Source organism: Streptomyces sp. NPDC004435 (assembly GCF_042873895.1).
In the GTDB taxonomy this organism is placed as follows: domain Bacteria; phylum Actinomycetota; class Actinomycetes; order Streptomycetales; family Streptomycetaceae; genus Streptomyces.
In genome coordinates this window covers 179061-201154 of the sequence record NZ_JBIAMB010000017.1, presented here as the reverse complement: position 1 = coordinate 201154, position 22094 = coordinate 179061, and the positions used below count along the sequence as shown (strand labels likewise).

The 22094-nt window shown below is 72.6% G+C and carries 22 protein-coding genes; 17 read left to right on the top strand and 5 right to left on the bottom strand.

The features are described from left to right. The first annotated feature begins 173 nt into the window (after positions 1 to 173). From ACFYT9_RS28370 to ACFYT9_RS28320, 11 genes are all read left to right on the top strand, one after another. A complete protein-coding gene (locus ACFYT9_RS28370) occupies positions 174 to 905 on the top strand; it encodes a hypothetical protein (RefSeq protein ID WP_389168482.1) in 732 nt (243 codons plus the stop codon). Positions 906 to 910: 5 nt separating this feature from the next. Continuing rightward, positions 911 to 1627 carry a DUF317 domain-containing protein gene (locus ACFYT9_RS28365; RefSeq protein WP_389168481.1) on the top strand — a complete coding sequence of 239 codons (717 nt, stop codon included), beginning with the start codon at positions 911 to 913 and terminating at the stop codon, positions 1625 to 1627. 188 nt (positions 1628 to 1815) lie between these two features. Then, positions 1816 to 2451: a hypothetical protein gene (locus ACFYT9_RS28360; protein WP_389168479.1), complete on the top strand. Its 636-nt coding sequence runs from the start codon at positions 1816 to 1818 to the stop codon at positions 2449 to 2451. A 36-nt stretch (positions 2452 to 2487) separates the two neighbouring features. After that, positions 2488 to 3291 (top strand): hypothetical protein, encoded by an 804-nt coding sequence (locus tag ACFYT9_RS28355; RefSeq protein ID WP_389168477.1) that lies wholly within the window; start codon positions 2488 to 2490, stop codon positions 3289 to 3291. Positions 3292 to 3315: 24 nt separating this feature from the next. Beyond that, positions 3316 to 4143 carry a hypothetical protein gene (locus tag ACFYT9_RS28350; protein WP_389168475.1) on the top strand — a complete coding sequence of 276 codons (828 nt, stop codon included), beginning with the start codon at positions 3316 to 3318 and terminating at the stop codon, positions 4141 to 4143. Between the two features lie 188 nt (positions 4144 to 4331). Further along, positions 4332 to 4748, top strand: coding sequence for a hypothetical protein (locus ACFYT9_RS28345; RefSeq protein ID WP_389168532.1), 417 nt, complete (start codon positions 4332 to 4334; stop codon positions 4746 to 4748). 163 nt (positions 4749 to 4911) lie between these two features. After that, positions 4912 to 5772 (top strand): hypothetical protein, encoded by an 861-nt coding sequence (locus ACFYT9_RS28340; RefSeq protein WP_389168525.1) that lies wholly within the window; start codon positions 4912 to 4914, stop codon positions 5770 to 5772. 53 nt (positions 5773 to 5825) lie between these two features. After that, a complete protein-coding gene (locus tag ACFYT9_RS28335; protein WP_389168473.1) occupies positions 5826 to 7055 on the top strand; it encodes a DNA cytosine methyltransferase in 1230 nt (409 codons plus the stop codon). Next, positions 7055 to 8179, top strand: coding sequence for a DnaB-like helicase N-terminal domain-containing protein (locus ACFYT9_RS28330; protein WP_389168471.1), 1125 nt, complete (start codon positions 7055 to 7057; stop codon positions 8177 to 8179). The genes ACFYT9_RS28335 and ACFYT9_RS28330 overlap by 1 nt, the downstream gene beginning before the upstream one ends. A gap of 16 nt (positions 8180 to 8195) precedes the next feature. Continuing rightward, the gene (locus ACFYT9_RS28325) at positions 8196 to 9491 is read left to right on the top strand and encodes a DUF317 domain-containing protein (RefSeq protein WP_389168469.1); all 1296 of its coding nucleotides are present in this window, start codon (positions 8196 to 8198) and stop codon (positions 9489 to 9491) included. Positions 9492 to 10330: 839 nt separating this feature from the next. Further along, the gene (locus tag ACFYT9_RS28320) at positions 10331 to 11155 is read left to right on the top strand and encodes an SDR family oxidoreductase (RefSeq protein WP_389168467.1); all 825 of its coding nucleotides are present in this window, start codon (positions 10331 to 10333) and stop codon (positions 11153 to 11155) included. Positions 11156 to 11275: 120 nt separating this feature from the next. Here ACFYT9_RS28320 and ACFYT9_RS28315 read toward each other — a convergent pair whose 3' ends face one another. After that, positions 11276 to 11746: a hypothetical protein gene (locus ACFYT9_RS28315; protein ID WP_389168465.1), complete on the bottom strand. Its 471-nt coding sequence runs from the start codon at positions 11744 to 11746 to the stop codon at positions 11276 to 11278. A 144-nt stretch (positions 11747 to 11890) separates the two neighbouring features. Between ACFYT9_RS28315 and ACFYT9_RS28310 the strand changes: the two genes are divergently transcribed. Next, a complete protein-coding gene (locus ACFYT9_RS28310) occupies positions 11891 to 12217 on the top strand; it encodes a DUF6087 family protein (RefSeq protein WP_190044844.1) in 327 nt (108 codons plus the stop codon). A gap of 179 nt (positions 12218 to 12396) precedes the next feature. After that, positions 12397 to 12813: a TIGR03618 family F420-dependent PPOX class oxidoreductase gene (locus ACFYT9_RS28305; protein WP_351105175.1), complete on the top strand. Its 417-nt coding sequence runs from the start codon at positions 12397 to 12399 to the stop codon at positions 12811 to 12813. A gap of 151 nt (positions 12814 to 12964) precedes the next feature. Here ACFYT9_RS28305 and ACFYT9_RS28300 read toward each other — a convergent pair whose 3' ends face one another. The 4 genes from ACFYT9_RS28300 to ACFYT9_RS28285 all read right to left on the bottom strand — a co-directional run bounded on the left by ACFYT9_RS28300 (position 12965) and on the right by ACFYT9_RS28285 (position 17360). Next, positions 12965 to 13813, bottom strand: coding sequence for a transporter (locus ACFYT9_RS28300; protein ID WP_389168463.1), 849 nt, complete (start codon positions 13811 to 13813; stop codon positions 12965 to 12967). Between the two features lie 375 nt (positions 13814 to 14188). Beyond that, complete coding sequence (locus tag ACFYT9_RS28295) at positions 14189 to 15166, bottom strand: MASE1 domain-containing protein (RefSeq protein ID WP_389168461.1); 978 nt, start codon at positions 15164 to 15166, stop codon at positions 14189 to 14191. A gap of 181 nt (positions 15167 to 15347) precedes the next feature. Then, positions 15348 to 16193 (bottom strand): PP2C family protein-serine/threonine phosphatase, encoded by an 846-nt coding sequence (locus ACFYT9_RS28290; protein ID WP_376596035.1) that lies wholly within the window; start codon positions 16191 to 16193, stop codon positions 15348 to 15350. Positions 16194 to 16298: 105 nt separating this feature from the next. Further along, a complete protein-coding gene (locus tag ACFYT9_RS28285) occupies positions 16299 to 17360 on the bottom strand; it encodes a Ku protein (protein ID WP_389168459.1) in 1062 nt (353 codons plus the stop codon). A gap of 50 nt (positions 17361 to 17410) precedes the next feature. Here ACFYT9_RS28285 and ligD point away from each other — a divergent pair, with 50 nt between their 5' ends. From ligD to ACFYT9_RS28265, 4 genes are all read left to right on the top strand, one after another. After that, positions 17411 to 18295, top strand: coding sequence for a non-homologous end-joining DNA ligase (gene ligD, locus ACFYT9_RS28280; RefSeq protein WP_389168458.1), 885 nt, complete (start codon positions 17411 to 17413; stop codon positions 18293 to 18295). Next, positions 18292 to 19212, top strand: coding sequence for a DNA ligase (locus ACFYT9_RS28275; protein WP_389168456.1), 921 nt, complete (start codon positions 18292 to 18294; stop codon positions 19210 to 19212). The genes ligD and ACFYT9_RS28275 overlap by 4 nt, the downstream gene beginning before the upstream one ends. A 204-nt stretch (positions 19213 to 19416) precedes the next feature. Then, on the top strand, positions 19417 to 21600 hold the full coding sequence (locus ACFYT9_RS28270) for a HEAT repeat domain-containing protein (RefSeq protein WP_389168454.1): 2184 nt from the start codon (positions 19417 to 19419) through the stop codon (positions 21598 to 21600). Further along, complete coding sequence (locus ACFYT9_RS28265) at positions 21597 to 22028, top strand: NUDIX domain-containing protein (RefSeq protein ID WP_389168453.1); 432 nt, start codon at positions 21597 to 21599, stop codon at positions 22026 to 22028. Before ACFYT9_RS28270 ends, ACFYT9_RS28265 begins: the two co-directional genes overlap by 4 nt. Positions 22029 to 22094 lie beyond the last annotated feature (66 nt).

Below are 22094 nucleotides of genomic sequence, written 5' to 3'. Positions count from 1 at the left end.
CCCGGCCGCGGGTGCACGCCCCCAGCACGTCGCGACCGAGTTCGCCGTGGCCGCCGAATTTCCCATCCCCGAAAGGATCTCCTGCCATCACACCCTCATCCGCTTCGGACACCGCCGCACCCTTCCGGGAACTCGCCACCCACTTCGCGAAACTGCGCGCCCAAGTCGACGCCGTGGACAAGGCGCCGGGTCCCGGGTTCCTCTCCGCGGTCATACCGCTCCTCCTGGAATCCCAGCAACTGACGAGACAGCTCGTCACAGCGTTGTCACGGCTCAGCACGAGCGAGTACGTCACCGTGCCCGGCAGCCGCAGCACCCTGGACACCCTCACCGCCACCGTCTCCAGCGCGGCCCTCGTGACCACCCACCTCGCCCAGGCCATTTCCGTCAATCCTCTGATCGGCGCGTGCCTTCCCGGCGCGGCGGTCGACGAGAAGGCCATCCGTCAGGCCCGCGAGACCGATGCCGAGAGCGGCATCGTGGAGTGCCTGGCCGAAGCCCTCCACGACCTCGACCTCACCGCCACCTGCTGCTCCTACGCCGCCACCAGCATCGGCCGCGCCCTCGAACGCGCGGAGGCGGCCATGCCTCTGCCCAAGCTCAACACCAAGCAGACGACCGCCCTTGAGGACCTGGCCCAGGGCGAAGGGCGACGGTACGAGGACAGCTTCGGCCGCAAGACCAAGGTCTACGTATCCGGCGGGTCCTCCGTCCATCCGGCCACCTTCGCCTTCTTCGAGAAGTACCGCCTGGTCCAGGTCGAGGCCGACACCTCCGACCGCCAGGGCCAGAGGGTGACCGTCACGGACCGCGCCCGGCGGCTTCTCGCCCAGTCCCGTCCGGCCACTCCCACAGGCCGGTCCGCTCCTGTCGCACAGGCGGCGATGGCCGGACGGTCGAGGTGAGGACCATGGCCGATGAGCAGGGCCGGTTCCTGGTCTCACCGCGGCACCTGGCCGGAGCCGGGGACCGTCTCGCCGACGTCCTCGGGCCGCTGATCCACGTTTTCGGGTGGTCCTGGACTCACGATCGGGAGACCGGGCGCGTCACCGTGGTCAGTCCCGACGACACGCTCCAGGTGGATTTTTCGCCGTCCCGCCTGGACGGTATGTGGTGGACGATCGCCCGCAACGACCTGGCCTGGAAGATCACCGCTACGCGGCAGACGCCGCTGGAGGCCCTCGCCGGCTTCACCCAGGCGCTGCCCCAACTGCTGGGCGACATGCGGCATTCGGACCGCATCCCGCTGACGGAACGTTCCGTCGCCGACATCGCCGACCTGTACGACTGGACCGCGGGCGCAGGGTCGTACACCTCTCCCGACGGGCACTGCACCATGCACCACCCGCCCGGCCAGCCGTGGCGGGTGGAGCACTCCGTGTTCGACGGATTCGACACCCACTGGACCGTCCACGCCACGGGCGCCGTCCCGGCCCAGCTCCCGGCCCAGTTCCTCACCTTCCTGGCCACGCCCGACCCGGTGGAGCGCACCCTCGCGGACGTCCCGTACCTGGCCCGGAGCGCAGCCCGGCTGACCTCGCTCACCGGTCTCCCCTCGGGGCTCGGGGCGCAGGTCGTCCACGCCCTCGGAGATCTGCCCACCAACGGGGAGGGGCGCCGGCGATGACGAGCCCTTCGGATTCCCGCCCCCCTCTGCCGGCCGAGCTTGCCCCCGCCCACGTCCTGCTGCTGGCGGAGGAAGTCACCATGTTCCGGGACCGCCTTTCCACACTGGAGTTCTCCAGGCCGGCCGCTCCGTCGGAAGCCCTGGCACACGCAGGACGCGCCGACGACCTCGCCGATACCGCAAGGGCGGTGAGGACCGAGATCGGCAAGGTCCAGCTCTACGTGAGCCCCGCGGTAGAGGACGCGTACAGCCGCATCCGGCTCCTGGAGACCCAGGCGGCCCTCGCAGGCGAGCACCTGCGGCTGGTCCACGCCTACCTCGTCCAGGTGTCGCCCCAGGAGCGCGCCCACCGGCCCTACCCGCGCGGCCGGGTCCTCGACACCCTCCTCGAAGCAGGCCACCACCTGCAGGAAGCGTCCCTGCTGACCTCGCTCGGCGCCTCCGACACCCTGCGTGCCGCTACGGATTTCGCGGGTGCGCTACGCGCCCAGAAGCTGATCGACGGCAGGCCGCAGGCGATGTCGCCCACGCAGTACCAGGCGCTGCGCGCCATCGCGACCGGACGCCTGAGCGTCGAGGACACCGGTGGCCGCGAGTGGGCGTGGATGAGGGACGCGTCGTTCTCGATGGCCACGGTCCGGTCCCTGGAGTCACGCGGCTGGGTCCGCCGGGAGGCACATCACCCCTGGCCCGGGGCGCGGACCGCCCGTCTGTACCTCACCGAGGCCGGCCGCATTGCTCTCGCCTCCTGGCTCGGCCGTGTCCCCGTCGCCTCCCGCCCGGCCGCACTCGCCACCCGGGCAAGCCGGACGCCCGTCCGCTGAGCCGTACTCCCACCCCCCGATCCGAAGGCAGCCCCCATGTCCCGTCACCTCCCTCAGGCCCCCCATTACGAGGTCTGCCTGCAGATGCTGACCCTCGCGACGAAGGCCGCCCAGTGCTTCGACGTGCTCGACGACCGCTCGCTGGCTTCTCCGCAGGCGACCGGGCGGATCGCCCGGCAGGTCACGGCGGTCACCTCGCTCGCCGAGGACGCCGCGGCCGTCGGCACGGCCCACCTGGGCCTGCCGATGTCCCTCATCGACCACACCGACCACACGGTCGCCTCCCGGCTGGCCCAGCTCCAGGTGGTGGCGAAGGCGGCAGCCGAAGCCCTGCGGAGCGCCGCCGAGAGCACCGACCCCCTCTCGATGACCGCCGCGGACACCAGGCTGACCCACGTCCAGGCGGCCCGGGACCTGCTCGCCACCGCGGCCTCCGACCTCCTCGCCTGCGCCGAGCGCGTCGCCGCCGAGATGGAGCGCTACCGGAACAACTACGCCGCCCCCGAGGCCCACCACCAAATGAGCGCAGACCAGTTCAAGGCCCTGAGGCTCATTGCGACCGGGGTCGTCTCGATCGACGAGGACGGCCAGCCCTGGGTGGGAATGGACAAGACCGCCGTCCACCCGAGCGCGATCCGCGCCCTCGACCAGCAGGGGCTGATCAACCCTGTGCCCTGCGCGTCCTGGGCCGAGGAAATCCGCGTCCTGCCCAGCCCGATGGGACGGCTCGTCCTGGCAGCCACCCTCGGCCGGCCGGAGCACCCTGCCGCCGAAGCGCCGTCGGTGCCCAGCCCGCCGCCGGCCGGGCCCGTCGCCTCCGCGGCGAGAGCCCGCCGATGACTGCAGATCACCCGCAGGAAGCCGGTGCGGGATACGCCGGGCGGTCCCCCCGGCGCGACCGTCTCCTTCATCGAGCAGCTCCTGTCCTTCGGGACGGACCACATCCTCCAGCACGACCTGCTGGCCTCACCGGCCCTCACCACCCCCAAGGGAGCCCCCGAGATCACCGTCCGAGCCGCCACGGCGCTGTCCCTGGCCCAGCGCGCGCTGGACCTGCAGGAGGGCCTCGCCGGCCTGCCGCTCCACCAGGGCCAGACCTTCAGGTCGGTCCAGGCGCGGCTGCGGCAGCTCGCCATGCTCGCCACCGACTCCAGCGAGGCCCTGGCCAACGCCGCCGACGCCCTCGCCCCGGTCCGCGGGATCACGAGCCTGGAGGAGCTGGGCGCCCCGTGGGCGATGGAAGCCCGGAGGCTGGCCCGGGACGCCGTCGCCGCAGGCCGCGACTTCCTGGCCTTCGGGGCGCAGGACTGCCTCGCCGCCGCAGAAGCGCTCGCCGCCGACCTACGGCAGCGGGGTTCCTGCCCCTCGAAGCGGCCCGCGGGCCTGTCCCCTGCTCAGCACGCCGGCCTGCGGGCCATCGTCCTCGGCCATGTCGCCGTGAGCGACGACAAGACGGTGCACCTGCACGGCGACAGCCGCCCCGTGGCTATCGCCACAATCCGCTCCCTGGAAGCACGCGGCCTGACCACCCGCGAGGTCTCCCCGCTCCACTGGTTCTGGTCCCGCTGCATCCCCACACCAGCCGGGCACCGCGCCCTCGCGGCCACGCTCACCGCGCCAGCCACCTTCCTGTCGGCGTCCGCCCCTGCCTCCCGGCCAAGCCGCCCGACCCCGCACACCACGAACCTCTGACCCCTGGCGAAACGCCGAGGTACACACCCACGGAGATTCCCCTGACCGCCACCCGGGCACTCGCCCTCTACGACACAGCCGGCCGAATCGACCGCCTGCGTTTCCAGCTCCAGACGCTGCCGCCTGCACCCAAGACCCCGGCAGCGCACAGCGTCTCCGCACTCGTCGTCGATCTGGTCACCATCACCATGGACGTGACCACCCACATCAAGAGCTGCTTGTCCGAGCTGTCCGCCGGCACCTCGCCGAAGACGGCGCTCAGGGCCTACAGCGGCGCGCTGGCGCCGCTGGGCGAGGCACTGACAGAACTCGGCCGCATGCACGCCGAGATCACACACTGGAACTTCAGCGCAGACGCCACGCGCCAACTCGGCTCGATGGGGCAGGTACTTCCGTCCCAGCGCGTGATCGATGCGGTATCCGGCTGCCGTGAGGCAGTCGACGAGATCCTCGACGCGACGGCCATCGGCCTCCGGACCAGCGCGACCGAGCTGGCGTCCCCTTCCTCGTTTCTCCGGTCCGGCGCTCCCGCACGCACGCTCCCCGCCACCGGCCCCGCACCGGCATCGCCTCCCGCTGCCCTCCCCGCAGCGAAACGCCGCTGACGCCACCGCGGCAAGCCCCGGCCCCGTCCACGCCCCTTCCTCGCCGAGCCCGCTCCCGCCCCCAGGAGCCGCTTCTCCGCCCCCTCATCCAAGGATTTTCCAAATTTCCACCTCGCCCCAGTTCCGCGCTCTTTCCCTTGGCGCCGGCGTCCAGTCCAGTACCCTGCTCGCCCTCTCCGCAGAAGGAATTCTCCCGAAAGTCGATTACGCGATCTTCGCCGATACCGGATGGGAGCCCCGAAGCGTCTACGCACACCTTGACCGTCTCGAACAGGAAATCGCCACACCGGCCGGAATACCCATTCTCTGGGTCTCCTCCGGAAACATTCGCAACGACGCTCTGGACCCCGATCACCGCTTCGCTTCGATGCCGCTCTACATCCTCAACGCGGACGGCCGACCTGGGATGACCCGGCGCCAGTGCAGCGGGGAGTACAAGGTCAAGCCCATCAAGAAGGAAGTCCGCAAGCTCCTCGGATACCCCTATCCAACGCGGGTCCCGAAAGACGTCTTCGTCGAGCAGTGGATCGGGATATCCACCGACGAATTCCATCGCGCCAAGGACGCGGACGTGAAGTACATGCGCAACCGGCACCCGCTGATCGACATGGACTGGACGCGCTCCGACTGCATCCGCTATCTCACCTCTCTCGGGCTCGCGGACACCCCGAAATCGAGTTGCCTGGGCTGCCCGTTCCACGGAAATGCCCAGTGGCGACAAATCCGTGACACCTCGCCCGACGAATGGGCGGACGTCGTCGAGTTCGACGCCGCGATCCGGAAGGGCAACGCCCGCGCCAACGCGACGGGGAACGCCCTGCTGGGCCAGGCGTTCCTGCACCGCTCGCGCGTCCCCCTCGGCCAGGCACCGATCGACCACGTCACCAGGGCCGAGCGCGCCGCCCTCGACGCCGCGGCGGAAGCCGAGGCCGACGCCGCCGAACTGGGCGTGGTGAATGGCTGCTCGCCCTGGAGCTGCCGGGGGGACGAGCCGGAGCAGGACGACTTCGGACTCGCGTCGTGATCGCCCCGAAGGGGCTTGTCCTTGATCTTTTTGCTGGACCTGGTGGTTGGAGCGTGCCTCTGCACCGCTTCGGGATCCGGGACGTCGGGCTGGAGTGGGACGAGTGGGCGTGCCGGACGCGGGCGGCGGCCGGCCTGCTGACGATCCGCACCGACGTGGCCGCGTATCCGGTGCACGTCTTCGCCGGCCGGGTCCGGGGGTTCATCGCCTCGCCCCCGTGCCAGGCATGGAGCCGGGCGGGCAAACGGCTCGGGCTGCTCGACCAGGACCTCGTCCACCAGGCGGTCGCCGACCTCGCCGCCGGCCGCGACACCCGCACCAAGCTCCTTTCCGCCTGCCGGGACGAACGTTCCCTGCTCGCGGCCGAGCCGATGCGCTACCTCCACGCCCTGAATGCCGTGGGCGAGCCGGAGTGGGTGGCCATGGAGGAGGTGCCCGACGTGCTGCCGCTGTGGAGGCAGTACGCGCAGATCCTGAGGTCCTGGGGCTTCTCCGTGTGGTGCGGCATCCTCAACTCCGCGGACTACGGGGTGCCCCAGACCCGGCGGCGGGCGATCCTGGTCGCCTCCCGTGTCCGTACCGCCGCACCCCCGACGCCGACCCACGCCCAGGTCGCCGAGCCCGAGAGCCTGTTCGGACCGGGCCGCACCCGCTGGGTGTCGATGGCCGAGGCGCTGGGCTGGGGGGCGACCGACCGGCCCGTCCCGACCGTCTGCGCCGGCGGCGGGCCCGGCGGCGGCCCCGAACCCTTCCCCTCCGGGGCCCGCAAGACACTGTCCGACGCCCGGGCGCGCGGAACCTGGACGGCTCCCCCGGCCGTCGAGGACGTCGTCCTCAAGCCCCAGACCCGCGGAGCGGGGTGGACCGCCCGTCATGGTGCCCGCGGCGACAGCCCCGCCACCGGACCGGCCCCCACCTGCACCGGGAAGACCGGCCACTGGACGTGGTCCCTGCGCAGCAACAACCAGCCCAACGCCACCGTACGGCCCCTCGACGAGCCGGCCGGGACGCTGTTCTTCGGGCACCGCGCCAACGAATGCACCTGGATCGCCACACCAGTCCCTGCCGGGAACGAAGACGCGCCGACTCCAGCGCCGATCAGGATCACCGCCGCCGAGGCGGGCATGCTGCAGACCTTCCCCGCCGACTACCCGTGGGCCGGGAACAAGGGCCAGCAGTTCTCCCAGATCGGCAACGCCGTCCCCCCGAGGTTGGCAGCGCACATCCTCGCCCCACATCTCGACCGCATCCTCACCACCGACGACTTCACCCTGGCCGCCTGATGTCCCACAGCCCCGATCCCAACGAGGACGACCTCGGCACGATCCCGGCGTCGCACCCGGTGTTCCACGCCGAGCAAGCCCTCCTCGGCGCGCTCCTCTTCGACCCACGCCTCCTCGGCGACGTGACCGGCATCTCCGCCGACTCCTGGAGCACCGCCGCGCACGCCAGTTTGTTCGCCGCGATCAGCACCCTGCCGCCGCCCGATCCCAACGAACACAGGAAGACCACCGTGTGGCTCACCCAGGTGCTCGCCGCGGCCCGGGAGGAGGCACGCGGTCTGAGCGCTTCCTACCTGCACACCCTCATCCAGGTCTGTCCCTGGCCCCGGCACGCGGCGGCCTACGCGCGGATGGTCGAGGCCGAGCACGCCCGCCGCCGCCTCCGGGACGCCACCGGCCTCCTCGTCCAAACGGTCCACGACGTCTCCCTGCCGGAGCCCGTCGAGGCAGTGCTCGCCGAGGCCGACGCGCTCGCCGCCGTGGTGGACGACATCGCCACACGCTTCCCGCCCCGCGCCGGCATCCTGCCCCGCACCCCGGTACCCCCGCCGAACGCCGCGGCCGACCCCACCGAAGCGGTGGAGGAGGAGCAGCTCCTACTCGCCACCGCCACCGCCCGCCCCGCCGACATCGAGTCCGTGCGGTGGCTGCTTGCCGAGGACTTCACCAAGCCTCTGCACGCCGGCCTGTGGCAGTGCCTCACCGCCCTCGCCCGGCGGCACGAGCCCGTCGACCCCGTCACCGTCCTGTGGGAAGCCCAGCAGCGCGGCCTGCTGCACGACGGAAGTGAGCCGAGCGGCGTACTCCGTCTCCTCGCCGAGCCCGCCGGGTCCGTCGGGCACTGGGGCCAGCGTGCCCTCACGCGCTCGCTCCTGGCCGCCGCCGACCAGGCCAGCCGACGCATCCAGGCGTACTCCGACGACCCGATGAACACACCGTTCCAGCTCGTCGCCGGTGCTCGCCGGGCCCTCGCCGACATCGGCGCCATCCGCACCCGCTGGCAGCACGCCACCGGGCACTCCCTCCCCCAGCCGGCGCGAGCCGCACGCGCCGGACCTGCGGCCCGCCGCGCCCCCGCCGTCTCGCCGCCGGCGCGTCCCGTCGCCGCCGGCCGGACCCCCTGATTCCCGAAAGGCCCCGATGCCGTACGCCCCCGCCAACGCCCACATCCACTTCGCCCTCCACCCCGACCACCATCCCGCCGTCATCGCCACCACGACAGGCCCCACGGCCGACGCCGCCCGCTCCCACCTCCACGACCTCGGATGGCGCAGCACCAGCCCGGCCACGATGGTGCTGGCCCGCATCGACTGCGAAGAGCCCCACTACACCGCCCAGGCCGCCGAGCAGCTCCGGCGGTACGGCTTCACCACCGAGATCGACCCCGCCCTCCAGGAGGAGATCGACACCGAGTGGACCTGGGCGAACTACCCCATGCCCTGGTGCACCCGCGAGGAGATCCGCGAGGTCGGCGCCGCGGCCCAGCGCATCCACGACGACATCGCCGCCGGCCGCCTGGTCATCCACCTGCACGCTCACGACGGCAACACCATCGTGGCCGTCGGCTCCTACAAGGAAGGCGTCCGGCGGCACGTGCACCTCCACGGCGAGGACCACCTCCGGCAGGAGACCGACCTCACGTTCCCCACCGAAGCGGAGGCCGTCGCCGAGTTCCACCGGCTCTACGGCGTCGCCGTCCGCCCCGGCCCCGCCCCGCTCACCAGCCGAGAGCAGGCCGTCCGCCGGCTCCTCGCGGGCCAGCCGCCGTCCGCCGCCGAGGAGACCCCTGCCCCCGCGGCCGAACCGCCGGCCGCGGAGCCCGGCGAGCACGAGGAGTTCCTCTCCGCCCTCTTCGACGAGGACCGCCAGTGGGAGAGGTACCGTCCCTTCGACGAAACGACCATCGCCTCCCACGAATCCCTCACCGTACGAGCCGAGTTCGACCACGAAGCACGCCACCGCACCGACGTCGCCTGGACGATCGCCGAGTACGACGGCCCCGTCGGCGAGCGCCTCTGGCACGCCACCCTCACCGCCGGCACCCCCGTCCCCCTCATCCGCACGATCCTCCAGCACCTCGACGCCCCGCCGCTCAGCACCGCGGACCACCCGGACAACGTCCTCCACGGCGCCGCCTGGCACCCGGCGAGCCACCCCGCCCGCACCACCTGGACGGCACCGGACCGGACCATCACCTTCGAGTCCACCCCGCACGCCACGGCGGACCGATGGACGCTGTACGGCGGGGAAGACCTCGACCGGGCGGCGTGGACCCTCCGTCTCTCCGCCGGCGTTCCCCACACCCTCCTGGCCGAGCTCGCCCAGACCGCCGCAGACCTGTTTCCGTCACCCACACGGCCGACTCCGAGGCCGCTTCCGGCGCCCGCCCGCGGGCTTCCCGCAGCCGTGCCCACCCAGCGCGCCCGCGGCCGGTAACCGGACCCGTCTCGACCGCCGCCGACGCTCAGCGCTTGCCCACCGACTCTGACCTGCACAGATGCGGCTCCGACCTGGCAGGTTCCGCCCGGCGAACTAGCTTTAAGGGAGCGTGCTAGCTAGATTAGGAGGGTGATTACGACTTGACGCACCCACTAATTACGCGTCAAGTCATTAGGGTCACACTGTCGGCGCTAATTTAACGGCGCCGACTACGAAGCCAACTTTACGCGGCGGAAGATTAGCAATGTTGCCCGCGACGCAGATTAGTAATCTCGCCGCCGCAAAAGTTTGGGGCCGACGCGGACGAGAACGTCCACGCCGGCCCCTCCCGGACGGCCGTCCGGGACCGGGTAACAGCCGGTCCCGGACGGCGTCAGACCCTGAGGAATACCAGCAGCGTCATGCCGCTGACCATCGCAGACATCACCGACGCCATGATGGCGCAGATGACCTCCACCCTCTGTAGCTCCTTCAAGGGGCTACCTCCTGACGGGCGTTCGGGCTCCCGCCCCGCTGAACCACACATGGGTCCACCTTCCTGTGAGGGGCACGCCGGTTGCGCGCCCCAGGCAGGTGGCTCGGCATACCGAGCCACCCGTGCGGAGCACGAGCCGGCCCCCGCAAGGAACGGGGCGACAGGGCCCCCACGATAGCCGTTCTTGAACCCTCCATGCGACCTTCTGGATACGCCTGGAAAAGAAATTCCCGGCGCGCGCACTCGATGCTTACGCACGCGCCAGAACGCAGCCGACTTCCACTCGTGCCGCCTATCGGGATTCAATAGGAACCGTGACCGGCAGGTGCCCACGGGGCGTCCTGCAGTACGGTGTGGCGGCATGACGGTGCTGATCATCGGCGCCAGCGGGTTCCTCGGGACCGAGCTGGTGCGACAGGCCCGGGCTGCGGGCCAGGCCACAGCCGCGACGTTCAACTCCCGCCCCGGCGAACCGGCCAGCGCCACCTGGCACCAGCTGGACTTACGCGATGCGCGTCGCCTCGACGAGGTTCTCGACGCCGTGACCCCTACCGCGGTGATCAATGCATCCAGCGGCGACGCCGACTGGGCGGTCACCGCCGACGGCTCGCTCCGCCTCACCGTGGCGGCGGCGAGCAGGGGAATCCGCCTGGTGCACGTGTCCAGCGACGCGATCTTCTCCGGTGCTGACGTCCACTACACCGAGACCGCCCTCCCCGACCCCGTCACCCCGTACGGGGCCGCAAAGGCCGCCGCCGAGACGGCCGTACGTCTCTTCCACCCCGACGCGGCCGTCGCCCGCACCTCGCTGATCATCGGCGACGGCGGTTCCGCACACGAACGCATCGTCCACGAACTCGCCGCCGGCACGCGGGAAGGCGTCCTGTTCACGGACGACATCCGCTGCCCTGTCCATGTCGCCGATCTGGCGGCTGCCTTGTGGGAGCTTGCGCTGAGCGACGCGACCGGCGTCTTCCACCTGGCCGGCCCCGACGCCGTCAGCCGCTTCACCCTTGGCGTCCTCGTCGCCCGCCGCGACGGCCTCGCCCCCGCCCTTCTCCCCGCCGGCCGCCGAGCGGACAGCAGCCTGCCCGGCGCCCTCGACGTACGCCTCGACAGCCGTGCCACTCAGCGACAGCTGAGCACCCGGCTCCGCGGAGTACGAGAGTTCCTAGGGAACGGCTGACGAGGGACGGTCTTATCCGACCGGCTTCATGGCCCCCTGCTGTGGGCTTGGGCGCTCCACCCGATGCCGGCCGGGTGGGAGCCGCTCCACTGCGACGGAGAGGTCTCCCTGAACCGGGCGTCACGTCCCGTCGGGCTCCGCTTTCGGCTGGCTGCGGGCACGCCGCAGCTCACGGATTCGATCCTGCGCGGCGAGCAGCCGCCGGTTCTCCTCTTTCAGGGACAGCGCGCCGTCCTGCTTCTGCTGTGTGGTCTGCTGCTTCGCGGCCCGGCGCTTCGTCGTGAAGGCCGCCGCCTTCTTCTCGCACTCCTCATGGACCGGCTTCCCGCGGCTTGGCCCCTGCTCCCGGCTGACCCACACCTTCCCGGTGATCTTGCCGCCGCACATCGCGCACACTGCCGGACCGCGTCGGCGCTGCTGCGGGGTCGCCTTCTTCGCCGGCTTTGCAGGCTGGACCTCGACCGTGCCGTCCGCACGGGTCACGGTCACCTCGGAGGCTGGGGTCACGTCATACGACCGCAGGTCACCGGGAGTCGCCCGGTGCTGCTGGCCCTTCCTGCCCGCGCGCCCTCGCGGGATACGGCTGCTCATGACCACAGCCTAGAGGTCCCTGATATTCCCCAAGACTGCGTCACAGCAGCCCGTGTGCTGTTACCCGCCCTGGGGGTCTCCGTTCATTCATCCACTCGGGTGAACGGGTGGCGGCCCGGACCGCGACTCGGCCACGATGCCCTGATGCAGGATGACGAACCGCTGGAGGAGTGGGCTCGCCGGCGCGATGCACGCCAGGCCGCCTCGAAGGGCAGGCGGCGCGCGGTGCCGCTCGGTGACGGCCCTCATCGTGGGGCCCACGTGGACCCCGACGCCCCGAGAGCGATCGAAGAGTGGACCGGCACCGAGTGGATGGTCGTCGGCGTCGTCGAGGACTTGGCCGCCGCGAAAGCCCTGTTGTATCCGCCGCCGCCCGTGCAGGAGAAGCCCGCCGAGTGGGACCGGCCTGCCATGGGCAAGGGACGCGGCCGGCACCGAAAGCCGTCCTCAGCTGAGGATCGGGACCAGTAGGTCGAGGTGTGTCCCAGCCTCGCGCCCCTCGCTCATCTCGAAGCCGCCTTCGATTCCTCCCCCGACCTCGCTCGGCCGCAGCACCTGCCCCTCTGATGCGGATAGCTCCGCGTTACGGTCGAAGCGACCTGCACGGCGCCGTTCCGGCGTCCGAGCCATCGCACCGAGGAGACCGACCGTTGGACACCGCCCCCCTGCCCACCGACGGGGACCTGTTCTGGCAGGAGCGCCGGACCTGCTTCCTGACCACCCTCCGTCCCGACGGCTCCCCGCACACGACCCCGGTCGGCGTCACCTACGACCCTGAGACGCGGATCGCCCGCGTCATCACCGACGGCGGCAACAAGAAGGTCCGCAACGTCCGCGCCGCCCTGGCTTCCGGGGGCGAAGCCCGCGTCAACGTCAGCCAGGCCGAAGGGCGGCGCTGGTCCACCCTCGAAGGCACCGCCGTCATCAAGGACGACCCCGCCGCCGTCGCCGACGCCGAGCGCCGCTACACCGAGCGGTACAAGACCCCGCGCGTAAACCCCAACCGGGTCGTCATCGAGATCACCGTCACCCGCGCCCTGGGACCCACCAAGCCTTCCGGCTGGTGACCCCGTCCGGCGTCGGCGCGGGCGCAATATAGGCGAGGATCCCCGGTTTCCGAAACCGGGGATCCTGCGGAGGATGGACGACACCACCGCCACTCCCCCGCCCCTCCGTCGAAAGGCGCCTCCCCCACCGAGATCCTCGCCCCACCAAGCGCTACGCCGCGGCGTACGACAGCCGGAACAGCTCCAGCGCCCGCTCCACGTCCTTCTCCGAGCGCAGCTGGACCTCCAGGTCGCCTGTGCCGTGATGGCCCAGTCCCGTCACGTCCCGGGTGAAGCCCGGCACGAGTTCCACCGTGGCCGGCGCGACCTTGAGGTACACCAGCAGCTTGTCCTGCCGTCCAGTGACGCAGGCGAAGTTCCGCAGCCGCTGGTAGGCGTCGTACTGCTTGCGCTCGACCTTCGTCACTCCCTCGCCCAGCCCGAGCAGCACCTCGTCGACCACGGCCGTGAGCTCCGCCATGGCGTCGGTCGGCCGGCGCGGTGACGTGCCCCGTCCGCCGCGCAGGCTCTGCCGCCGCGTCCCGCTGCCCTGGGCAGCGACCGACGCGACCGTCTCCAGCGCGATGTGGTGCTCGCCGAGCATGGTGTAGCGCACGAGGTCGATGGACCGCCGGTGCTCGCGCACCGCGTGCAAGTCGTAGCGCGTGAAGCCGCCCGCCACGCAGATCAGCCGGGGCGTGCTCCACAGAACTCCGGCGGCTGCCGCCGGCCCGAGCCGCTCGCGGACCAGGGCCTCGAACTCCTCCCGGTGGTCCATCAGCCAGGCCACGTAGAACAGGCCCTGCGACAGCACGCCAGGGTCGGTCGCCCGCTTGTACTCGACGATCACCGGCGAGCCGTTCTCGTCCAGCCCGAGCGAGTCGATGCGCCCGCCGTGGACGGGGCCGGTGCTGTACTCGGTGGCCAGGAAGCGGACCCCGAGCATGGGCTCCATCGCGCTCTCAACGAGCGCCTGCACATCGGCCTCAGCCTCAGCCAGCCACGGCGTGACCTCGGTCACGCCGTTTGCCGTGTCGAACAGTTTCAGGTCCAGCCACCCCCACTCAGCGATTGCCGAGCGAGAACGTCGCGGAGGACCAAGATTATTTCCCGAAAGGCACTCCCCGCCCCGCCGGACAGGACTAGACTGGCATGTGACCCAAAAGGGACATCTAGACCCCTTGGGACATGCTTGGGACCGCGCCTCTAACGGACTTTCAGATAGGCCGCTGACCTGCGGGAAACGCGAAAAAGAGCGACGGCCTCCGGAGCCGTGTGCGCAGGTTCGAATCCTGCCGGGGGCACTCTTCGCAGGAAGTGCCACACAGACCCCGTGATCAGCGGAAACGCCGATCACGGGGTTTTGTCGTATGTGCGGGTGTGATCGGGGTGGCGGTCAGGGGGGCGGGGGGCGGGATTCGCCCGCGGTGAGGTGCTCCAGGACTTCCAGGAGTTCCTCGCACGCCTGCTCCACGGAGCGGCGGGTGTTGAGCTGCTCGGTGATCACGGCGGAGAGCAGGAGGGCCGTGAGGGCCATGGTGCCGTTGAAGGTCTGGAGTTTGATCATGACTTCGATCTGGGTCAGTCCGGCGAAGGGGCCCGTCTGGTCGGTGGCGGCGACCGTGACCATGACCGAGGCGTACAGGGCGCAGACCGTGCTGCCGGCGAGCTGGAAGCTGAGGGCGGCCCAGATCAGGAGGGGGTAGACGAGGTAGAGGAGGCTCATGTGGCTGTGGGTGGCGATCGCGACGGCCGCGAGGGTGACGGCCGCGAGGCCCGCGACCTCCTTCCACCGCCCCGTCCGGAAGGGGGGCCGGACGTCCTTCAGCAGGAGCAGGACCGGCGTGACGAGCAGGACTCCCATGGCGTCGCCCACCCACCAGGCCAGCCAGACGGCCCAGAAGTCCTCGGCCGGGAGGCGGTCGGTGAGGACCTGGACGCCGACACCGGTGGTCGCGCTGATCGTCATCGCCGCGAAGGCTCCGAGGAAGACCAGGGCCAGGCCGTCGCGGAGCCGGTCCAGGCGGGCGCTGAAGCCGGCTCTGCGCAGCAGGAGGTAGGCGCAGACCGGGGCGGCGGTGTTGCCGAGGACGTTGACCAGGGCCACCGGGCGGAGCGTGGCGATCGAGGCGATGACGAGGAGGGCGCCCAGGGCGACGCCGCCCCAGACGCGGAGGCCGAAGATCAGGAAGGCGGCGAGCGCGACGCCCGTGGGGGGCCAGATCGGGGTGTAGATCGCGCCTTCGACGACGAGCTGCCGGGTGAGCCCCAGCCGTCCGGCGGCGAAGTAGGCCGCGGCGACCGCCAGGCTCTGGACGGCCACCAGGGCCGTCCGGCGCGCATCGAACTCCTTGGCAATCGGCACATCAGCCATCAGACAACGGCGCGGGCCCGGCGGCGAGGGGAGAGGGGGTCCCGTCCGGCTTCCCGGGTGAAATCCGGGTGAACGGCGGCGGTTCCCCAGGGGCTGTCGTCACACGTGCCCGGGCTGGTGTCCGGTGCGGCGGGAGCGCGTGCAGGGCGTCGCGGGGCGGACGGGGGTGTGACGACAGGTCCTAGGGCCGCGGGTCCGCCGGGGGCGTGGCGCGTTCGTCGTGGCCCACGACCAGGACCGCCGCGTCGTCCTCCTGGCCCACGCGTTCGGCGCCCTTGATCACAGCGGCGGCGACGGAGGCCGGCGACAGGCCGGCGACGGCGGCGATGCCGGCGAGCCGGACGGCCTGGTCGAGGCCCTCGTCGACGGGGAGCGAGGGGCCCTCCACGACACCGTCCGTGAGCAGCACGAAGACCCCGCCCTGGGTGAGGCGGTAGCGGGTGACGGGGTACTCGGCGCCCGCCAGGACGCCGAGCGGCGGTCCTCCGGCGTCCTGCGAGGTGCCGGACCTGCCGTCGGCCGTCGCCCAGACGAAGGGGAGGTGGCCGGCCCGGGCGCTCTCCAGGAGGCCGGTGGCGGGGTCGAGGCGCATGAACGTGCAGGTGGCGAAGAGGGTGCCGCCGAGGGAGATGAGGAGGTCGTTGGTACGGGCGAGCAGTTCGCCCGGTTCGCCTCCGACCGACGCGAGCGCGCGCAGGGCGACCCGGACCTGGCCCATGAGCGCGGCGGCCTCGATGTTGTGGCCCTGGACGTCGCCGATGGAGAGGCCGAGCCGGCCGTCGGGCAGGACGAAGGCGTCGTACCAGTCGCCGCCGACGTTGAGGCCGGTGCAGGCGGGGGCGTAGGCGACGGCGAGCCGGAAACCGGGCACCTCGGGCAGCTCCGCGGGCAGCATGTCGCGCTGGAGGGCGAGCGCCAGCTCGACCTGGGAACGCTGGAGCTCCGCGTGCCGGCGCGCCTGGGCGGTCAGCGAGCCCAGGCGGGCGAGCAGCTCGTCACCGTCGCCCGAGTGGTGCTTGTGGCTCATCGCTCGCGACCTCACGGTGGACAGGTCACCCGAACAGGGGCATTTGCCGCTTTTACACCGTAGTGCATGAAACGTTTCCGCGGTGGTCGGGGAGCGGCATCGCGGTCACGCGGAGCGCTTGCCGGAGGCGCTCTTCCGGGCGGCGGCCGTCTGCTTCTTCGCGGCCTGCTTCTTCGCCGGCTGCTGCTTCCTGGCCGTCGACTTCTTCGCCGCCGTCCCCTTCGCCGGGGCCTCCTTCGCCGCCGTCCCCTTCGCCGGGGCCTCCTTCGCCGCCGTCTCCTTCGCCGGGGCCTTCTTCGCGGCCGTCCGCTTCGCCGCGGCCTTCTTCGCCCCGGTCCTCTTCGCCGGGCGGCTCTTGATGTCGGTGACCTCCGCCGGCTCGCCGCGGGCCTCCTTCGCGTCGCGGACGCTCTTCTCCAGGGCCGCCATCAGGTCGATCACCTGGCCGCCGGTGCCCTCCTCGCCGGGCTCCGGCGGTGCCACGCCCTCGCCGCCGGCCGCCTTCGCCGCGATCATCTCCTCGACCGCCTCGCGGTAGTCGTCGTGGAGGGTGGTGATGTCGACCTCGCCGAGGGTGGCCATCAGGGCGTCCGCCAGGTCGAGCTCGGCCTCGCGGACGGTCACCGGGGTCTCGGGGGCCACACCCTCCGGGGCGCGGATCTCGTCGGGCCAGAGCAGGCCGTGCATGGCGATGACGTCGTCGACGACCCGGAGCATGCCGAGGCGTTCGCGCCCCCGCAGGGCGTACTTCGCGACGGCGACCTTGTCGCTGCGCTTCAGGGCCTCGCGCAGGAGGGTGTACGGCTTCGCGGCGGGGACGCCGTTGGCGGAGAGGTAGTACGCGGCGTCCATCTGGAGCGGGTCGATGTCGCCCGCCGGGACGAAGGCGACGATCTCGATCGTCTTGGCCGTGGGCAGCGGCAGCGCGGCCAGGTCCTCGTCGGTGATCGGGATCATGGTCCCGTCCGCGTCCTCGTACGCCTTCCCGATCTCGGCCTGCCCGATCTCCTCGCCGTCCAGCTCGCAGACCTTGCGGTAGCGGATCCGGCCGCCGTCCTCGACGTGGATCTGGCGGAAGGAGACGGACCGGCTCTCGGTGGCGTTCACCAGCTTGATCGGGATGCTGACCAGCCCGAAGGATATGGCGCCGTTCCAGATAGATCGCACGGTTCCTACCCTTCATGCCGTTATCGCCGGAAATATGGGAGTCTCATCGTATGACGCCCCTCACGGAGGTGGCCGGGCGGCGCATCACGCTCAGTAACCTCGGCAAGGTCATCCACCCCGCCACCGGCACCACCAAGGGCGAGCTGCTCCACTACTACGCCACGGTGGAGGCGGCGATCCTGCCGCATCTGCGCGACCGGCCGGTCTCCTTCCTGCGCTATCCGGACGGGCCGGGCGGGCAGCTCTTCTTCACGAAGAATCCGCCTCCGGGTACGCCCGCCTGGGTGGCGACCACGCCGGTGCCGCGCACCGAGGACCCGCGCGCCCGGCAGGTGATGGTCCAGGACCTGCCCTCGCTGGTGTGGGCGTCCAACCTGGTCGTGGAGTTCCACACCCCGCAGTGGACGGCCGCCGCCCCCGCCGTCGCCGACCGGCTCGTCCTCGACCTCGACCCGGGGTCGCCCGCCACGGTCGTCGACTGCTGCCGGGTCGCCCTCCACCTGCGGGAGCGGCTCGCCGGGGACGGGCTCGAGGCCTTCGCCAAGACCTCCGGCGCCAAGGGGCTCCATCTGCTGGTCCCCGTCGTGCCGACCCCTTCCGAGCAGGTGTCCGCGTACGCGAAGCGGCTCGCCGTCGAGGCGGAGGCGGAGCTGCCGCGGCTGGTCACGCACCGGATGGCGAAGGCCCTGCGCGCCGGAAAGGTCTTCGTCGACCACAGCCAGAACGCCGCCGCCAAGACCACCGCCACCCCCTACACCCTGCGGGCCCGCGAGCGGCCGAACGTCTCCGCGCCGGTCACCTGGGAGGAGGTCGAGGCGTGCGCCGACCCCGCCGGCCTCGCCTTCGTGATGGGCGACATCGCGCCACGTCTGGAGCGGTACGGGGAGCTGCTGGGGCCCCTGTTCGAGGCGGGGCGGGCGGGGGACGTGCCGTGAACGGGAGCCGGGACGGCGGTGGCCGGGTCGTGCTCCTGCCGCCGGTCGACGTCATGCGGCCGCGGACGGCGGAGGAGATTCCCGGCCAGGCGCCGCCGCCCCGCGACCTGCAGTACTCCCTGAAGCTCGACGGGTTCCGGGCGCTCGCCTTCGTCCTGGAGGGCGGGCGTGTGGTGCTCCAGTCGCGGTCCCGGCGCGACCTCTCCCCCGAGTTCCCGGACATCGCGGCGGCGCTCGCGGACCGGCTGCCGCCCGGGATCGTGCTGGACGGCGAGCTGTGCGCGTACCGGGAGGGGCGGCTCAGCTTCACCGACCTGCTCCGCTCGCACGCCGACCGGAAGCGGACCGGGGTGCCGGTCTCGTACATCGCCTTCGACCTGCTCGCGGTGCCCGGCCGGGACGTACGGGCGCTGCCGCTGCGGGACCGGTGGGAGCTCCTCGGCACGGCGCTGCGGGAGGCCGGTCCGCCGCTCCAGCGGGTGCTGGCCACGGACGACGAGGCGACCGCGCGCGCCTGGTTCCGGGACCTGCGGGAGGCGGGTGTGGAGGGGGTGGTGGCCAAGGCGATGAGCTCGGCGTACCGCTCCGGCTCCACCTGGTCCTGGCGGAAGGTGCGGCACTCCGAGACCGTGGACGCGGAGCTGGTGGGTCTCGTCGGGCCGGCCGCCCGGCCGCGGGCGCTGTTGGTCCGGCTGCCGGACGGGCGGACCCTGACGACGACGCCCCGGCTCACGCCCGTGCAGGCCCGGCAGGTCGGCGCCCGCGTCGCGGAGACCGGGGGCGGGGTGACGGCGGAGACCGACCCCGAGCACGGACCGGTGCTGCGGATCGCCCGGCCGGCCGCGGTCGAGCTGCGGCGGGTCGCCGGGCGGCACGAGTCCGCCTCGTTCGTACGGTTCCGGGGCGAGGGGGTCTGAACCCGCCCCACGCGGGCGCGTGCGCGTGGGGCGGGTTCCGGGGCCGGAATCGTGCGCAACGACCGGTCCTCGCGCCGTACATGGCGCAAACCGAGCGGAACGCTCCACGGTCGCGGGGCGGGTGGCTCCCGTTCGGCGTCGACGGGCTTCCCGTGGTGCACACTTGCTGCCTGGTGAAGGGCTCACGGGGAAGGCGGCCTGGCAATGCTGACGGGGATCGAGGAGGTCGACTGGGCCTCGCTGGGGCACGCCTACGGCCCCGCGGACGACGTGCCGGCACTGCTCCGCGCTCTCGCCTCGCCCGACCCCGCCGAGCGGGAGACCGGTCTCGACGGCATGTACGGCGCGGTCCACCACCAGGGCGACGTGTACGACTCCACGCTCGCCTGCATCCCCTTCCTCCTGGAGCTCGTCGCCGACCCCGCCGTCCAGGACCGCGGCGGCATCGTCGAACTGCTCACCAGCATCGGCGGGATCGAGCTCGACGACGAGGACGGCGACCTGGACGGACCGTCCGGGCCCGGCCCGGGCGACGCCGAGTTCGTCCCCGCCGCGAACTTCGCGATGGCGGCCGCCGCCGTCGCCGCCGGCGCCGACGTCTTCCTCGGCCTGGTCGACGACGCCGACCCCGAGGTGCGGCTCGCCGCGCCGGTGGCGCTGGCCTCGCTGCACCCGGACCCCGCGCGCGTGCTGACCCTGCTGCGGGAGCGGCTGACCGTGGAGCCGGACACGGAGGTGCGGCTCGCGCTGGTCGAGGCGGTGGGCCGGATCGCGCTGCGGCACGCCTCGCTGCGCGCCGAGACCGTCGACTGGCTGGGCTGGCTGGCGCGGGCGGCGCAGGACCCGGGGCTGCGGCTCGCGGCACTGGCCCAGCTCGCGCGCTGTGCGCCGGGGCGGATCCCGGAGGACGTGGTGCGGCGGGTGACGGAGCTCCTGGAGGAGATCCGGACGGTGCCCGCCCCGGACGACGAGGGCGGTGAGACCGCCGCGCGGATTCCGGTGACGCTGGTGGGGCAGGTGCGCGAGCTCCTCGGGGAGCAGGTGGCGGGGCGGCGGACGCCGTGGACGGAGGAGCTGCTGCGGACCCTGCACGGTGCCCTGGACGACCGGGTGGACGACCGGATCGCGCTGATCCTCGCCCAGCTGCGGAGCCCGGACCCGGGGCAGCGTTCGGACGCGATCTGGCTGTGCGGCGGGCTGATACGGCTCTGGCGGGGGCGGTACGAGGAGCTCGTCGCGCTGGTCGGCGCGCAGCTCGCCGATCCCGACGCGCGGCTCCGCGAGGCCGCCACCTCCTTCCTGGAGCGCCTCTTCGAGCTGGGCGCCCCCGCGGCCGACGCGCTCGCCGGGGTCCTGTCCGAGCGGCCGGGCGGGGCTCCGGCTCCGGCCGGCGGCCTGGCGGAGCTCACCGGCAGGACCGGGCGGGACGGCGCGCTGCTGGCGCTGGCGCGGAGCGGTGACGCCCGCGCCGTGCCGCTGCTCGCGCGGGCGCTGGAGGGGCGCGGCGAGGTCCGGCGCGAGCTGCTGTACGCGGTCGACGGCCTCGGACCGGCCGCGGCGGGGCTCGCTCCGCTGCTGCGGCGGCGCCTCGCGGCGGTGGAGCTGGACGAGGACCTGTACGACCGGGCGGCGCCGCTGCTGTACGCGCTGGCGGCGGTGCGGGGCGGTCAGGCGCTGCCCGAGGTGCTGCGGGTGCTGCGCGGGGCGCCGGAGCACCGGCGCGAGTGGGTGCGGGAGGCGGTGGCGCGGACCCTCGGCGCCTTCGGGCCCGCGGCCCGGGAGGCCGTACCCGAGCTGCGGGAGCTGCTGGACGCGGACACGGCGTCGGTCGCCACGGCGGCGGCCCGGGCCCTGTGGACGGTCGAGGGGGACGCGCAGGCGGTGGTGCCGGTCCTGGTGCGGTGGCTGCGGCCCGGGTCCTCGGGCGCGGACCGGTGCGCGGCGGCGCAGGCGCTGGGCGCGATCGGTCCGGCGGCGGCCGGGGCGGCGCGGGCTCTGCGGCCGGGGCTGACCTCGCGGGACCTGTGGGAGCGGGTGCGGTGCGCGACGGCGCTGTGGCGGGTGTCCGGGGAGACGGAGCGGACGCTGCCGGTGCTGCTCGCGGCCTGGGAGGAGAACCGGCACGCGCGCGTGGAGGTCGCCGCGTGCCTCGCCGAGATGGGCCCGGCCGCGGCGGCGGCGCAGCTGCCGATCCTCACCGAGCTGACCCGGCGGCGCCGGCACAACGCCCGGGAGGGCGCCTCGGGCAGCCACGACATCCACCAGGACGAGAAGCTCCTGACCCTGTGCCGGGCGGCACTGGCCCTGATGGAGCGCCCGGCCCGGCCGTGGCACGACGGGCCGGCGGCCGGCGGCGGGAGCGAGCACGCGGAGGGCGGCGGCCGATGAGCGGACGGGTGCGGACGCGGGTGTCGGCGTACGCCCTCGCGGTGCGCGAGGGCCGGATGCTGCTGACCCGGCTCTCGGACGCCTCGCCGGTCTTCGCGCCGGGGCTGTGGCACCTGCCCGGCGGCGGCGTGGACCCGGGTGAGCAGCCCGTCGAGGCGCTGGTCCGGGAGCTGCGGGAGGAGACCGGTCTGGAGGCGTCCGGCGCCGAGCTGCTGGACGCGCGCAGCTACACGGCCGCCCGGGGTGGCGTCGACTGGCATCTGACCGCGCTCTTCTACGCCGTCGACCTGCCGGCGGGCGCGGTGCCCGCGGTCTCCGAGACGGGCGGCTCCACCGACGCCGTGGCCTGGGTCCCCCTGCCCGACCTGCCGGACGTCCCGCTCTCCCCCGCGGCCGCGGACGCGGTACGCCTGCTGCGGGCCCGGTGAGGGCGTCCGGGGGTGTTCTCCTGGTGCCGTACGCGCCTCCCGAGGGGGATGACCTTCCCTAATTGG

What these genes read in the sequence shown, in the direction of transcription:
- ACFYT9_RS28345 (WP_389168532.1), top strand. Translation starts at nt 4,332, where the DNA reads ATGGACGTGACCACCCACATCAAGAGCTGCTTGTCCGAGCTGTCCGCC.
- ACFYT9_RS28265 (WP_389168453.1), top strand. Translation starts at nt 21,597, where the DNA reads ATGAGCGGACGGGTGCGGACGCGGGTGTCGGCGTACGCCCTCGCGGTG.
- ACFYT9_RS28290 (WP_376596035.1), bottom strand. Translation starts at nt 16,193, where the DNA reads ATGAGCCACAAGCACCACTCGGGCGACGGTGACGAGCTGCTCGCCCGC.
- ACFYT9_RS28310 (WP_190044844.1), top strand. Translation starts at nt 11,891, where the DNA reads ATGCAGGATGACGAACCGCTGGAGGAGTGGGCTCGCCGGCGCGATGCA.
- ACFYT9_RS28365 (WP_389168481.1), top strand. Translation starts at nt 911, where the DNA reads ATGGCCGATGAGCAGGGCCGGTTCCTGGTCTCACCGCGGCACCTGGCC.
- ligD (WP_389168458.1), top strand. Translation starts at nt 17,411, where the DNA reads ATGACGCCCCTCACGGAGGTGGCCGGGCGGCGCATCACGCTCAGTAAC.
- ACFYT9_RS28315 (WP_389168465.1), bottom strand. Translation starts at nt 11,746, where the DNA reads ATGAGCAGCCGTATCCCGCGAGGGCGCGCGGGCAGGAAGGGCCAGCAG.
- ACFYT9_RS28325 (WP_389168469.1), top strand. Translation starts at nt 8,196, where the DNA reads ATGCCGTACGCCCCCGCCAACGCCCACATCCACTTCGCCCTCCACCCC.
- ACFYT9_RS28295 (WP_389168461.1), bottom strand. Translation starts at nt 15,166, where the DNA reads ATGGCTGATGTGCCGATTGCCAAGGAGTTCGATGCGCGCCGGACGGCC.
- ACFYT9_RS28355 (WP_389168477.1), top strand. Translation starts at nt 2,488, where the DNA reads ATGTCCCGTCACCTCCCTCAGGCCCCCCATTACGAGGTCTGCCTGCAG.
- ACFYT9_RS28270 (WP_389168454.1), top strand. Translation starts at nt 19,417, where the DNA reads ATGCTGACGGGGATCGAGGAGGTCGACTGGGCCTCGCTGGGGCACGCC.
- ACFYT9_RS28320 (WP_389168467.1), top strand. Translation starts at nt 10,331, where the DNA reads ATGACGGTGCTGATCATCGGCGCCAGCGGGTTCCTCGGGACCGAGCTG.
- ACFYT9_RS28330 (WP_389168471.1), top strand. Translation starts at nt 7,055, where the DNA reads ATGTCCCACAGCCCCGATCCCAACGAGGACGACCTCGGCACGATCCCG.